The organism is Clostridium homopropionicum DSM 5847 (assembly GCF_001263795.1).
GTDB lineage: Bacteria > Bacillota > Clostridia > Clostridiales > Clostridiaceae > Clostridium_H > Clostridium_H homopropionicum.
In genome coordinates this window covers 17,703-32,048 of record NZ_LHUR01000021.1, presented here as the reverse complement: position 1 = coordinate 32,048, position 14,346 = coordinate 17,703, and the positions used below count along the sequence as shown (strand labels likewise).

Below are 14,346 nucleotides of genomic sequence, written 5' to 3'. Positions count from 1 at the left end.
ATGTATGTTAAATATAAAGTAGGGAGCATCAAAATTAATGATGCTCCCTTTATATATATTTGGGGAAATATATAATAAACTTAAGATTTTCTGTATTTTGTATGAAGTAGTTTATGAGCTAATGGACTATTAGGTTCTCCTAAAAATTCTTCATAGATTTTCTTGATAGCTGGGTTTTCATGGGATTTTCTAATAGGTTTATTCTTATCCTCTTCGTAAATAGCATCCATTCGCTTATTAAGGATTCCATAGTTTCCATGAATGAATGGTTGACCACCACCATCAATACAGCCGCCAGGGCAAGCCATTATCTCTATTATTTCATAATTAGCCTCACCATTTCTTATTTTATTTAGAAGCTTTCTTGCATTACCAAGTCCACTTGCAATTGCAGCTTTTATTTCTTTATCTTTAATCTTTATAGTAGCTTCTTTTATTCCGTGCAAACCACGAACTACTTTAAAATCTACATCATCAAGGTTTTCTTCTGTAATCCATTCATAAGCAGTTCTAAGAGCAGCCTCCATAACTCCACCAGTTACGCCGAAGATTACTGCAGCCCCAGTAGATTCTCCTAGAATAGAGTCGAATTCCTCATCCTTAAGATCGTTAAAGCTGATACCAGCTTCTTTAATCATCTTTGCAAGCTCTCTTGTAGTTATTACTATATCTACATCATTTCCCATTTCAGGTCTTGCAGCTTCATATTTTTTAGCTAAGCAAGGCATTACGGAAACTACAATTATATCTTCTGGCTTTATATGCATTTTTTCAGCATAGTAGCTTTTTGCAACAGCACCAAACATTTGTTGAGGTGACTTACAGCTAGATGGTATATCCCAAAGGTCAGAGAATTCATGTTCAAAGAAGTTAATCCAACCTGGACAACAACTTGTTAGCATTGGAAGTCTGCCACCGTTTTTAATTCTATTCATAAGTTCGGTAGCTTCTTCCATTATAGTTAAGTCAGCAGCAAAGTCCGTATCAAAGACCTTATCAAAACCAAGTGCTTTAAGAGCTGCTACCATTTTACCTGTAACTGCAGTACCAGCTTCTATTCCAAAGGCTTCTCCTAGGGCAGCCCTTACTGCTGGAGCAGTCTGAACTATAACATATTTTTTTCTGTTGTTTAATGCGTCCCATACCTTTGAGGTATTTATTACTGTTGTTAAAGCACCAGTTGGGCAAACGGATACACACTGTCCGCAGAAGGTACAATTTGTATCTAACATATTGTCTCCAAAAGCAGGAGATATTACTGTTTCAAAACCTCTATCTACTGCAGATAGAACAGATACAGTTTGAACCTTATTACATACAGTTTCGCATCTTCTACATAAAATGCATTTATTTAAATCACGAACTATAGAGTGGCTAGATCTATCTATTGGGAATGTAGACATTTCCCCTTCATATTTCATTTCTCTTATTGCCATATCAGCAGCTAATTTTTGTAATTCACAGTATGTGTTTTTCTCACATAAAAGGCAATCTTGTGGGTGATCTGAAAGGAGAAGCTCAACTACTGTTCTACGAGATTTTATTGCCCAAATAGAATTGGTTTTTACAACCATACCATCAGCTACAGGAGTGCTGCAGGCTGGAGCTAAATTTTTTCTTCCAACTACCTCGACCATACATACTCTGCAAGATCCTGGATTATTCTCAACATTATCATGTAACTTTAAATGGCATAGAGTAGGAATATTAATATCTAATAGCTTTGCAGCTTCTAGAATGGTAGTTCCGCTATCTACTTTAACTTTTTTATCATTTATAGTAAGAGTTACTAAACTCAAATCTCACACCTCTTTCCTAGAATTATCAACTACTTCTTAATTACTGCAGCCACTGGACATACGTTGAAACATTCTCCGCATTTAATACATGCATTAGTATTAATAACATGTTTTTCTTTAACACTGCCGCTAATGCAAGATACAGGACATTTTTTAGCACATTTAGTACAACCTATGCATTTATCAGTAATTTCATAGCTTAATAGGTTTTTACATACACCAGATGGGCATCTTTTTTCAAATATATGAGCTTCATACTCATCTAAGAAATATTCCATAGTACTAAGTACAGGGTTTGGAGCAGTTTGTCCAAGACCGCATAAGGAAGTATCTTTAATTGTTTGAGAAAGTTCTCTTAATTTATCTAAATCCTCTGGAACACCTTGTCCATTAGTTATTCGCGTTAATATTTCTAATAGACGTTTATTTCCTATTCTACATGGAGTACATTTTCCGCAAGATTCATCAACAGTGAATTCTAAATAGAATTTAGCTATATCAACCATACAGTTATTTTCATCCATAACTATCATTCCGCCGGAACCCATCATTGAGCCTATAGAAGTAAGGGATTCATAATCTATAGCTATATCAAGGTGGGAAGCAGGGATACATCCACCAGATGGACCACCAGTTTGAACAGCTTTAAATTTATGTCCGTTCTTTATTCCACCACCTATTTCATAAATAATCTCTCTTAGAGTAGTTCCCATAGGAACCTCAACAAGACCAACATTATTAATATTTCCTGCTAATGCAAAAACCTTAGTTCCCTTTGAAGTAGAAGTTCCTATAGAACTATACCAAGTGCTACCATTCATTAAGATTGCAGGTATATTTGCTAAAGTTTCTACGTTGTTAACGCAGGTTGGCTTATTCCAAAGACCACTCTCAGCAGGGAAAGGTGGTTTGTTTGTTGGTTCTCCACGACATCCTTCAACGGAATGAATTAAGGCAGTTTCTTCACCGCAAACAAAGGCTCCAGCACCATATTTTATATCTATATCAAAATTAAATCCAGTATTTAGTATGTTTTCACCTAATAGTCCGAGGCTTCTAGCTTGATCAATTGCGATCTTTAATCTGTTTATTGCAAGAGGGTATTCAGCTCTAATGTAAATAACTCCTTTTGAGGCTCCGATTGAGTATCCTGCAATTGCCATTGCTTCAAGTACACTGTGGGGGTCTCCTTCAAGAATAGAACGATCCATGAAAGCACCTGGATCACCTTCATCAGCATTACAAATAATATACTTTTGGTCAGATTTATAAGATTTAGCAAAACTCCACTTTTTGCCAACAGGGAAGCCGCCGCCACCTCTTCCTCTTAATCCAGATTTATTCATTACATCAATTACTTCATCTGGAGTCATTTCTGTTAATATCTTACCTAAAGCTTGGTATCCTTGTACACCAATCGTTTCTTTAATATCCTCAGGATTAATAAGTCCACAATTTCTAAGAGCTATCCTTAGTTGTTTTTTATAGAAAGACATTTCATCTTGTCTTTGAACTTTTTTTTCAACAGAAGGCTCTTCATATAGTAATCTATCAACAAATTCCCCTTCAACTAAGTGTTTTTTTACAATTTCTTCAGCATCTTCAGGCTTTACGCTAACATAAAAGGTATTGTCAGGGCTTATTTTTACAATAGGACCTTTTTCACAGAAACCAAAGCAGCCTGTAATTTCAACAGTAGCCTTGTCAGATAAACCAGCTTTTTCGATTTCATTTCTTAAATTTTCTACAATTTTATCACTCTCTGCAGATTTACATCCGGTTCCACCGCATACAGTTAAATAGCGATTGCAATGTTCAGAACAGTCATGTTTAGAATGATCTTGTCTAATTTTCAATCCCTCAGAATATTGTTTGTATAGTTCTTTTAGTTCCTCTAAAGAATTTATTCTACTCAATGTAAGTTCCTCCTATTCCTCATATTCAGCCAAAACTTTATCTACCATTTGCTTAGTAAAATGACCGTAAACCTTATCATTGATAGTAACTACTGGTGCAAGTCCGCAAGCTCCTACGCATCTTAAAACCTGAACAGTGAATTTACCATCAGAGGTAGTTTCCCCTACCTTGATATTGAGTCTTTTTTCAAACTCTGCAAGCACGTCACCAGCTCCTCTAACAAAACAAGCTGTTCCCATACAAATATTTATTACATATTTACCGGTAGGCTTTTCAGTGAAATAAGAATAGAAGGTAACAACCCCATTAACCTTAGAAACAGGTATACTAAGTTTATTAGCTATAAACCTCTGTACGTCTTTAGATAAATAACCGAAAGTATTTTGAGCCTTATGAAGAACTTCAATTAACGCACCATTTTTATCTAGAAGGCTGTCGATAAACTGTTCAAGTTCTTCAAAATATTGTTTTTCACAACTATTACAAGACAAAAGATGTACCCCCTTAAAAATTAATATAAAATTAATAATTACTTTTGATTGTTTAAATTATATCAAACTTTTTGATGAATAAATAGTATTATTGAAAAAAAAGATAAAAAAATATCTAGTATTTTACGGAATAGTTTATGAGTAACTCCAAAATCAGTATATTATACTTACATAAATCGTTAAAATAACTATTAAAGTTTGTTAATTTTCAGACAATTATGAATTAAGTATATTTTGCAAATTGTCTATTTTAAAAATCAATAAGGGTTATAATGATGCTATAATATTATTACAGATATAAACAAGGAGGCTTTTATGAGAAGAGAATATGTAACCTTTATGGAACAACTTCCAATTTACATAAATTTAGATGCAATAGAGGATTATCCGCTTCATTGGCATAATTGTCTCGAAATTATTTTTGTTTTAAAAGGTACCATATTTGTACAAATGGAATCAGAAACCTATGAACTACGGGAAAGGGAGATTGAAATAGTAAATGCAGATGAACCACATAGAATATATTCTAATGATTTTGATAATAAGGTACTCACTTTTAAAATTGATTTAGATTTTTTTGAAAAATACTACAATGATGTGAAAAATATTTATTTTTATACCAATTCCTCAGAAGAAGGGGTTCAGGAAAAAGAAAAATATCAAGTACTTAGAAAATTCTTGTCCATATTAGCCTGTGAGGCTATTCAAAAAAGTGATGACTATGATGAAAAGATAGAAGAGGAAATGATAAAACTCTTATTCCATTTATTAAATAATTTTCATTATTTAATTTACGATGAAGAGGACTTAAGAGAGAATGAAGTTCAGTTTGAAAGGTACCACAGAATAACAAAGTTTATATATAATAACTACATGAATAAAATAAGCCTTAAAGACATAGCTAAGAGAGAATTCTTAAGTTCATATTATTTGTCTCATGAGATAAAAAACATGGCTGGAACTAATTTTATGGATTTTTTAAATTCTACAAGGGTTCATGAGTCTGTTAAGCTTCTTTTAGATACGGAAAAAACCATTTCAGAAATTTCCGAAGAAGTAGGATTTTCACATACTCGCTACTATAACAAATACTTTAAAATGTATTATAAAATGACACCTCTTCAGTTTAGAAAAAAGAATTATATCCAAGAAGAAAAATATGAAAGAGCAAAGAAATTAAAGGAGATACCAATATTAGAAGCAATAGACTATATTTCATATTACTTAGAGGACTATGATAGATTTAATTATAAAAAAGAAATAGTTAAAATTGAGGCAGATGTATCTAGTAACATTGGCAAACTTAATAACTATTGGAAAGAGGTAATCAATTTAGGAGATGCTCTTGAGCTTTTAAAGGAAAAAGAGCAAAGTTTTGTTAAAGATATTCAAAAGGATATAGGCTTTGAATATGGTATAGTTCAATATCTGTTTCATAAGGATATGAGAATATATTTCAATGAAAATGTAGATTTTCTCAATTGGAATGAGGTAGAAAAACTTATGGAATTTTTAGTTGATATACAGCTTAAGCCAATAATAATTCTTGATAAGGTATTTGAAAATATAGATGCATTCTTAAGGCTTATTGAAAGCTTTATTCTATATTTTGAAGAATTATATGGAATTGAAGAGGTGGGAAATTGGAAGTTTAGAGTATCTAAAGACCTTCCCAAGGAATATATTCTAGCAGCTCAAGAAATTTTTGATAAATATCAATTGGAGGACATCGTAGAAGAGCCCTTTATTGAAGATGAGAATGTAAATTTTATATATGATACTTCTTACATGGTACCTTATATAATCTATAATTTTATAAATGAAAAAGAGAATATGCTATTTTTAAAAGCTTATGACACAGTTGAGGAAAATTCTGTTATGAAAAATGAATTATTCTTTGGTGCACCAGGACTTACTGCACTCAATGGTATAAAAAAATCCTCCTATTATGCATATTACTTTTTATCAAAGCTTGGCGATGAGCTAGTTTCTAAAGGTGACGGGTACATTGTAACTTCTTGTGAAGATAATTATCAAATACTTTTATACAGTTTTACAGAAGATATAAATAAGCTTATTGATTTTGAAGCACTATCAAAGAAAAGAGGAGAAAAAAATATATCAGAAAAAGAAATATCACTTTCAATAAAAAATCTTCAATATGACTATAAGGTAACTATATATGAAATAGGTGAAAAGGTAGGATCTGCTTATAATAATTGGATTTCCATGGGAAGACCAAAAAGGCTTACAGAAGAGGAAGTAGAAATTATATATAATATTTCAAAGCCAAAAATATCTCTTCATTTTGCAAAAAAGAAACCAGTATATAACTTAATATCTAAGATACAAGGCTATGGAGCAGTATTAATTACATTACAAAAAGTACAAAAACACCTATTTTAAGGTGTTTTTTTGTTATTCTATAAAATGTAAATTAAGTAAGTTGAACAAATTTGTACTTTTTGTTCAGCAACCTAGTGAATGCTAAAGCCTCACTATAAACTCTATAATAATAGTATATTAATAGGTTATGAGGTGAAAATCATGTTAGCGGAGAAGAAAGTCACTAATAGTAATCAGATATTCTTAACAGAAAATGTAGGAAAACTTATAATAAAGTTCTCTATTCCTGTTATTATTTCCTTACTAGTGGCTGAAATGTATAATATGATAGACTCATTATTCGTGGGTCAGGTTATTGGAGCAAAAGGAATAGCAGCACTTACAATTGCATTTCCTGTACAAAGGCTTTTCCAGGCTATATCAATGCTTGTTGCTATTGGAGCATCTACAGCTGTTGCAAGATGCTGTGGAGAAAATGATTATTCTAAAATAAAAAGGATAATTCCCAATGCATTTTTAGTGCTTATAGTAATGCTATTATTTCTAACAGCAGGTACATTTATTTTTAGAGATGCTCTAATTGTAAAATTAGGTGCTAGTGAAGCAGTATTTCCATATGCTAAAGAATACATTTCAATTATTTTATTTGGTGTATTATTTCAAGGGCTTGTGTTTTTAATATCTTATATTTTAAATTCCTTTGGCAATAGCAAGATAATCTTATATAGTACATTAATAGGCGCAGTTTGTAATTTTATATTAGACTATATATTTGTAAGTATATTCAGTTTGGCAATTGAAGGAGCGGCATTTGCAACGGCTTTATCTCAATTAATTTCTTTCATATATGCTTTTAAAAAATTTATGGAGCTTAAAAAATATATGAATATAAGCTTTAACTTTAAGCTAGATAAAAGCATATACAAAGGAATACTTTTTGTTGGTTTTTCTACTTTTGTAATAGAAATATCTGATGCAGTAGTGGCAGTATTTTTAAACAAAATACTAGCAGAGATGGGTGGAGATATGGCAATAGTTGCAGTAGGACTAATAACTAGAATTTCTATGTTTATGTTCATTAATATTATAGGCATAAGCTCTGCTATGCAGCCTATTGCAGCATATAACTATGGGGCAGAAAATTATGATAGAGTTAGGAAAATTGTAAGATACTCAACAAAGCTAGTGTCTATAAGCTCAATATTATTCTGGATTGTTATAATGATATTTACTAGAGAGCTTCTTGGAATATTTGTAAATGATAAAGAAATTATAGATTACACAGTAAATGCTTTTAGAATTGTAGTTTCAATATTGCCATGTGTAGGAATATATTACGTAGTAATTTATTATTATCAGGCTATGGGAATGGCAAAGCTTTCTGTATTACTTTCGATTTTTAGACAGATAATTGTTTTCATACCACTAGTATATATTTTGGTTTATGGCTTTAATTTAGGAGTAGCAGGAGCTTGGATAGCTTATCCTGTATCAGATGTTATTTCCTTCTTCATTGCAATAATGTATATAAAGATTTACCATCTAGAAGAAAAGGAAAAAGTATTAATAAAAGACAAGTCAGCAGTTGCTGCAGTTTAAGTTTGATTATAGAAATGAAAAAACCCCTTCTGGGGTTTTTATAAGTATTTATAAAACTATTGATAAATGGTAACGAATTTAATCGAGTATATATCACACATTAATAGATCATCAGTATCTACTGGCTGAATAACTACATAGCTAATTCCAACCTCTAGAAGAGTTCCAATACGGTCTGTTACTATTCCAGTTCCAATTAGGAATTCAATTCTTACTCTTTTACCAATTTGAGTTTTTAAATATCCTTGAGTGTAATTTACATCCTGCTGCACTGGAGCACCTGGTTCTATGGCAAAGTCAGGAGAACCTGTGCTTCCAGGAGTAGGTATTTGAGCTATAGGAGTAGATGGAGGTGGGGTTATAGATGTTGGAGTCTGTACTTGATCCATAGGTTGATTTTCAGTATAAGTTTGTGGAGCATATGGTGCATATGGCATAGGCTTATATGGCATAGGCTGCATTTGCTGAGGCATCATCATTTGACCTAAAGGCATTTGTCCACATGCTCTATTTTGAATCATAGGCATTTGCATAAAGTCGAATTCTAACCAATCTTCCATTAAAAGACCTCCTTGTTATATTAATAATATAAAATAATAAAAGTGTTAACTTAAGTACTTGCATATAGCTCTGTTGGATTATAAAAACAGTGTTCTACTACTCTTACCTGGAAGCTTCCCGTGCCATTGCGTGGAAAAGTATATGGACAATTCGGCACAAAAGGATTAAAATACCATAAGGAATATCCTATAGTAAATAGTCTATTACCTGCAAGAGCCCAATCTGCAATATCATAATGTATCTGTTCTGGAGGACTTGCCCAAATAGTCTGAGGATTAGGTTTGCCATAAAGAGTAGACCGAACACAATCAAATTGGCCAGCTTGATATATTACTTTTCTAATATCTCCTTGACCAATTCTTTGATACTCCCCATAAGGAACTCTAACTCTATTCATTATAACGGTGGCAACAGCCTTCATTCCGTTTTCTCCTTCTCCACCAGCTTCGCATTTTATTATTCTTGCTAATAATTCCCTATCTGAATAAGCCAAAAGTTTCACCCCGTAAAAGTTGCTTACAATATAACTTATTCATTTAAGTATAAAAGGTACTAAAATTTTATAAAATTGTATTAAAATATTTTTTATACTAAGGTTTTTATGGTAAAATGTTTTGAGTAGCAAAAATAAAGGAGAGATATCTTATGAAATACAAAAATTTTTTAAAGGAATGGATAGTGCCTGTATTATCTGCAATCATAGTTGCTGTTGTAATAAATAAATTTATATTTTTCCAGGTATCAGTTCCTACAAAATCTATGTATCCGACTATAATACCAGGAGATAGAATTATAGTAACCAGAGTATACAATAAAGAGAAATTGCAAAAGGGAGATATCGTAGTATTTTATTCTAAAGAGCTTAATGAAACATTAATAAAGAGACTTATAGGTACACCAGGTGATACTATTAAAATTGATGAAAATAGAGATGTTTATGTAAACGGACAAAAGGTAGATCAACCTTATGTGGTTTATAATGGTGGAAAATCTGGAGAATACAAGGTTCCGGAAGGATATTATTTCTTCCTTGGAGATAATAGGGCTAATTCACTTGACGCAAGATATTGGGAAAATACTTTTATATCACAAGAGGATATTAAAGGTAAGGCAAGATTCGTATTATTTCCATTTAACAGATTTGGAGCTTTTAAATATGGAAATGATGCATTGGCTACAATAAAATAATTTTTAAATGTTAATAAATAATAAAATTAAGATACTAAGTATATTGGTATCTTTTTTATTATGATAATATTTATTTATATATTAGTAGATAATTAAAATAATATTTAAAATAAAAAAACGCCATACATGGATGTGGGAGGGAAATACAAAGATTTCTTTTATCCATGTATGACTTGTTGGTTACAAAATAATTATTAATATATCTAAAGATTAACATTAATGAAAATATAGGTTGGTATATTCGTCTATAACTCTTAATTTATATTGTATTATTAGTTGCTTTTAAAGTCAATAAAAGTATCACTATATTTTAAATTAATCTAAAAATTTATAGGAGGAAAAAATGTTTGGAAATAGAAAGCTAAAATATTTATTGTATTATGTAACTGCAGTCACAATATTGCTTATGCTTTTAAACTCTGTCATAAGGAATGCTAAAACTGAGCATATAAAATACAGTGATTTTGAAAAGATGATTGCAGAAAAAACAATTAAAGAAGTTCAAATAACTGATACTCAAATAACCATTGTTCCAAAAGAGCAAAAGGATGTGAATCAAAAAATAAAGTACACTACTAATATAGAGAGCGGAAATATTAGACCCTTATTGGATAAGCTAAATGAAGCTGGTGTTTCATATGATGGTCCAATTAGTAATAACGATCCAATAAAAAATTTTTTTCTTGAATGGGTGCTTCCAATCGTAATATTCATGATTATAGGTAGAATCATCTTTGGTTCCATGGAAAAAAGAATGGGAAGCGGAGTGATGTCCTTTGGTAAAAATAATGCTAAAATATACGCTGAAAGTGAAACAGGGAAAACCTTTAAGGATGTTGCTGGTCAAGATGAGGCTAAGGAATCCTTAGTAGAAATAGTTGATTTCCTGCATAATCCAGATAAGTATACAGAAATCGGAGCTAAGCTTCCAAAAGGGGCACTACTTGTAGGGCCTCCTGGAACAGGAAAAACACTTCTTGCAAAGGCAGTGGCAGGAGAAGCTAAAGTACCTTTCTTTTCACTTTCCGGCTCAAGCTTTGTAGAAATGTTCGTTGGTATGGGTGCTGCTAGAGTTAGAGATTTGTTTAAACAGGCAGAGGAGAAGGCTCCTTGCATAGTTTTTATTGACGAAATTGATGCCATAGGAAAAAGTAGAGATAATGCCATAGGTGGAGGAAATGATGAGAGGGAGCAAACCTTGAATCAGCTGTTAGCTGAGATGGATGGTTTTGATTCTTCAAAAGGGGTTGTTATTTTAGCTGCTACTAATAGACCCGAGGTGTTAGATAAGGCACTTTTAAGACCAGGTCGATTTGACAGAAGAGTCATAGTAGACACGCCAGATTTAAAAGGAAGAGAAGCTATACTAAGGGTTCATTCAAAAGAGGTTAAAATGTCAGAAGATGTGAAGCTGGAAGAGATAGCTAAAGCAATTCCAGGAGCAGTGGGAGCAGACCTTGCTAATATGGTTAATGAGGCTGCACTTCTTGCAGTTAAAAAGGGGAGAAAGTTGGTTATCCAAGAAGATTTGGAGGAAGCTATTGAAATTATAATTGCAGGTAAAGAGAAAAAAGATAGGATAATGTCTGATAGGGAAAAGAGGATTGTTGCTTTCCACGAAGTTGGTCACGCACTAGTGGCAGCCTTGTTAAAGCATACAGATCCTGTACACAAAATTACTATTATACCAAGAACACTTGGAGCTCTTGGATATACAATGCAGCTTCCAGAGAAGGAAAAATATTTAGTATCCAAGGAAGAAATGATGGATAAAATTGCTGTAATGCTTGGAGGAAGATCTGCAGAAGAAGTTCAATTTAACTATATATCTACAGGAGCTTCAAATGATATAGAAAAGGCTACTCAGGCTGCTAGAAATATGGTTACAATATACGGAATGACTGAAAAATTTGACATGATGGGACTAGAATCTGTATCTAATAGATACCTTGATGGAAGAGCAGTAAGAAACTGCAGTGCGGAAACCTCAGCTAAAATTGATGAGGAAATTTTAAAAATAATAAAGGAATCTCATGAGAAAGCTAGAAGTATATTAAAAGAAAATCAAAAACTATTAATAGCTATATCAGAAAGACTCATAGAAAAAGAAACTCTTACTGGTGATGAATTTATGGAAATTGTAAGAGATTTTAATGAGAAAAATAATAAAATAAATCAATTGGAAGAGGTAATTTCAAATGAGTAATAAAGATTATGAAAGTGAAGTAGAAAAAGAACTTCAGCTTGAAAGTGAAAGACAAAAACTAGAAGATACCATAAAGAAAATAAAAGAAGAAATAAGAGTATATATTGATAAAAGAACAAATATTACAGAATCCTTGGTAGATGCTAGGAAAAGAGCGTTAGATGATTATAGAGATGATGAAGATAAACTCATAGAATATTTTGATCATGAAAGATACGTAAGAGAAGAAACCTTTAAATCTTTTGACAGAAAGCTTAGAGAGTTAACAATTCTTCAAAGTGCTCCTTATTTTGGAAAAGTAAAATTTAAGGAAAAGGAATATGATGAAGAAGAAGTATACATTGGAAGGTTTGGAGTTACACAAGAGGATGCATATGAACCTTTAGTAGTGGATTGGAGAGCACCTATAGCAGCATTGTTTTATAAAGGTAAATTAGGAGAAGCCGAATATGAAGCACCTATGGGAAAAGTACCTGTAGATATATTAGGTAAAAGACAATTTATTATTAAAAGAGAAAAACTCATAGGCATGTTTGACTCTGAAGTTGATGTTAAAGATGAAATACTTCAAATGGTTTTAAGTGAAAATGCTAGCGAAAAGCTTAAAGACATAATAATGACTATTCAAGAAGAACAGGATAATATTATAAGACAGCCTAGAGAAAAGTCATTAGTTGTTAATGGTATCGCAGGAAGTGGAAAAACCACCATTGCACTTCATAGAGTAGCATATCTACTATATAACTATAGAAAAATTCTTCAGGATAAAGTATTAATACTTGGTCCCAATAGTATATTTATGGAATATATATCAACAGTATTGCCGAGCCTTGGAGAAATAGGTGTGAGACAGCAGACCTTTGCACAATTTGCACAGGATATTCTTGAATCCGTAGAGATAATAAGTTCTAAGGCATATATGGATAAGGTAATAAATAAGGATGAAGAATTTATAAAAGAAATTCTTTATAAAACCTCTGATATGTTTATAGCTGAATTAGATAAATTTATAAATACTTTAAATGAAAAGTATTTTATTTTAAAGGATTTGTCTTTTGACAATAATTTATTAGTGTCAAAGGTAGTAATTGAGGAACTTTTCCAGTACTATAAAGCAATGCCTTTGTTCAGAAGAAGTGCAAAGGTTAAAAGAATATTATTTTCAAAAATAAGAGATGAAAGAGATAATAGATTTAGAGAGATAGAGAAATGGTATAAAGAATCTCTTGAGAAAATGAATCTTGAAGAAAGAAATAGAGAAGGAAGCAACTTATCCTTTAAGAGAAGAATTAAGATAAGGGAGCTTATAAAGAAAGTACTTGAAGCTAAGGCTTCTTTAAGCTGGCTAGATAATGAAAGTTGCATAGATTTATACAATGGTATTAACAGAAACAAAATCTTAATAATAGATGATTTGGCTCCTATTTTATATCTAAAAATTAAGCTTGAAGGTTTAAAGCTTAAAGAGGAAATCAAACATGTAGTAATTGACGAAGCCCAAGATTATAGTTTATTACAATTTATGGTTATAAGAGAGCTTACAAATTCAAAGGGATATACAATAGTTGGAGATAAAAATCAAAGAATGATACCTATATCCGGTGAAGTTCCTATGATGAAACTTCAAGATGTTTTAGAGCAAGTAGAGTATTTTAATTTAAATAAAAGCTATAGATCTACTAAAGAAATCATGGAGTATGCAAATAAGTTTATTGGAGATGATAAAATTGTTCCTTTAGTTAGAAGTGGTAAGAATGTCTCTGAAAAATCAATTGACAGCAAAGAACTTTTAGTAGAAGAAATTAGCAGCATCGTAAAAGAATTGTCAAATGAAGGTCTTGAGAGTATAGCTATTATCTGTAAAAATGCAGAAATAACAGATAAGATAGCTTATATTATAAGGAATAGGGTGACAGTAAAAGTAATTGATAAAGAAGATGTTATATATACTAAGGGGCAAGTTATAATGCCATCTTATTTTGCAAAGGGCCTAGAATTTGATGGAGTAATAGTAATTACAGAGGAAGAAGATTCTAAGTTAAATAAAATGATGTATGTTATGTCAACAAGAGCACTTCACCAGCTGCATGTGTTAAAGATAAATAAAAGTATTATATAAAATAAAAAAGCATTGACAAATTTCAGATAAAAGTATAAATTAATATTAATAGAATTTTATATAACTAAAGTCAGTGATTGGGAAGAGTAGTTTTAATTGTTTGTTTCAGCGAGTCGGGGT

At 31.6% G+C, this 14,346-nt stretch carries 10 protein-coding genes; 5 read left to right on the top strand and 5 right to left on the bottom strand.

Translation table 11 applies throughout. The features are described 5' to 3' along the window. Positions 1 to 80: 80 nt before the first annotated feature. Genes CLHOM_RS07685 through nuoE form a run of 3 tightly spaced genes read right to left on the bottom strand, consistent with a single transcriptional unit; the run spans position 81 to position 4,207 of the window. Positions 81 to 1,799, bottom strand: coding sequence for an NADH-dependent [FeFe] hydrogenase, group A6 (locus CLHOM_RS07685; protein WP_052221118.1), 1,719 nt, complete (start codon positions 1,797 to 1,799; stop codon positions 81 to 83). Positions 1,800 to 1,828: 29 nt separating this feature from the next. Further along, positions 1,829 to 3,715, bottom strand: a complete 1,887-nt coding sequence (locus CLHOM_RS07680) for an NADH-quinone oxidoreductase subunit NuoF (RefSeq protein ID WP_052221117.1) — start codon at positions 3,713 to 3,715, stop codon at positions 1,829 to 1,831. Positions 3,716 to 3,727: 12 nt separating this feature from the next. After that, positions 3,728 to 4,207, bottom strand: coding sequence for an NADH-quinone oxidoreductase subunit NuoE (gene nuoE / locus CLHOM_RS07675; RefSeq protein WP_052221116.1), 480 nt, complete (start codon positions 4,205 to 4,207; stop codon positions 3,728 to 3,730). A 315-nt stretch (positions 4,208 to 4,522) separates the two neighbouring features. Here nuoE and CLHOM_RS07670 point away from each other — a divergent pair, with 315 nt between their 5' ends. Together CLHOM_RS07670 and CLHOM_RS07665 are read left to right on the top strand one after the other, a co-directional pair. Further along, positions 4,523 to 6,613, top strand: coding sequence for a helix-turn-helix domain-containing protein (locus tag CLHOM_RS07670; RefSeq protein WP_052221115.1), 2,091 nt, complete (start codon positions 4,523 to 4,525; stop codon positions 6,611 to 6,613). 141 nt (positions 6,614 to 6,754) lie between these two features. After that, positions 6,755 to 8,152, top strand: a complete 1,398-nt coding sequence (locus CLHOM_RS07665) for an MATE family efflux transporter (RefSeq protein ID WP_052221114.1) — start codon at positions 6,755 to 6,757, stop codon at positions 8,150 to 8,152. Positions 8,153 to 8,208: 56 nt separating this feature from the next. Here the strand turns inward: CLHOM_RS07665 and CLHOM_RS07660 are convergent, their stop codons facing one another. Continuing rightward, the gene (locus tag CLHOM_RS07660) at positions 8,209 to 8,646 is read right to left on the bottom strand and encodes a hypothetical protein (RefSeq protein WP_082204388.1); all 438 of its coding nucleotides are present in this window, start codon (positions 8,644 to 8,646) and stop codon (positions 8,209 to 8,211) included. A gap of 116 nt (positions 8,647 to 8,762) precedes the next feature. Continuing rightward, positions 8,763 to 9,206 (bottom strand): cell wall hydrolase, encoded by a 444-nt coding sequence (locus tag CLHOM_RS07655; RefSeq protein WP_052221112.1) that lies wholly within the window; start codon positions 9,204 to 9,206, stop codon positions 8,763 to 8,765. A gap of 152 nt (positions 9,207 to 9,358) precedes the next feature. Between CLHOM_RS07655 and lepB the strand changes: the two genes are divergently transcribed. From lepB to CLHOM_RS07640, 3 genes are all read left to right on the top strand, one after another. Further along, the gene (lepB, locus tag CLHOM_RS07650) at positions 9,359 to 9,901 is read left to right on the top strand and encodes a signal peptidase I (RefSeq protein ID WP_052221111.1); all 543 of its coding nucleotides are present in this window, start codon (positions 9,359 to 9,361) and stop codon (positions 9,899 to 9,901) included. A gap of 343 nt (positions 9,902 to 10,244) precedes the next feature. Then, a complete protein-coding gene (gene ftsH, locus CLHOM_RS07645) occupies positions 10,245 to 12,107 on the top strand; it encodes an ATP-dependent zinc metalloprotease FtsH (protein WP_052221110.1) in 1,863 nt (620 codons plus the stop codon). Continuing rightward, on the top strand, positions 12,100 to 14,226 hold the full coding sequence (locus CLHOM_RS07640; protein ID WP_052221109.1) for a HelD family protein: 2,127 nt from the start codon (positions 12,100 to 12,102) through the stop codon (positions 14,224 to 14,226). The genes ftsH and CLHOM_RS07640 overlap by 8 nt, the downstream gene beginning before the upstream one ends. Positions 14,227 to 14,346: the final 120 nt, after the last annotated feature.

Coding starts and splice junctions, on each gene's coding strand:
- CLHOM_RS07670 (WP_052221115.1), top strand. CDS start 4,523: ATGAGAAGAGAATATGTAACCTTTATGGAACAACTTCCAATTTACATA.
- CLHOM_RS07665 (WP_052221114.1), top strand. CDS start 6,755: ATGTTAGCGGAGAAGAAAGTCACTAATAGTAATCAGATATTCTTAACA.
- CLHOM_RS07660 (WP_082204388.1), bottom strand. CDS start 8,646: ATGCCTTTAGGTCAAATGATGATGCCTCAGCAAATGCAGCCTATGCCA.
- lepB (WP_052221111.1), top strand. CDS start 9,359: ATGAAATACAAAAATTTTTTAAAGGAATGGATAGTGCCTGTATTATCT.
- ftsH (WP_052221110.1), top strand. CDS start 10,245: ATGTTTGGAAATAGAAAGCTAAAATATTTATTGTATTATGTAACTGCA.
- CLHOM_RS07640 (WP_052221109.1), top strand. CDS start 12,100: ATGAGTAATAAAGATTATGAAAGTGAAGTAGAAAAAGAACTTCAGCTT.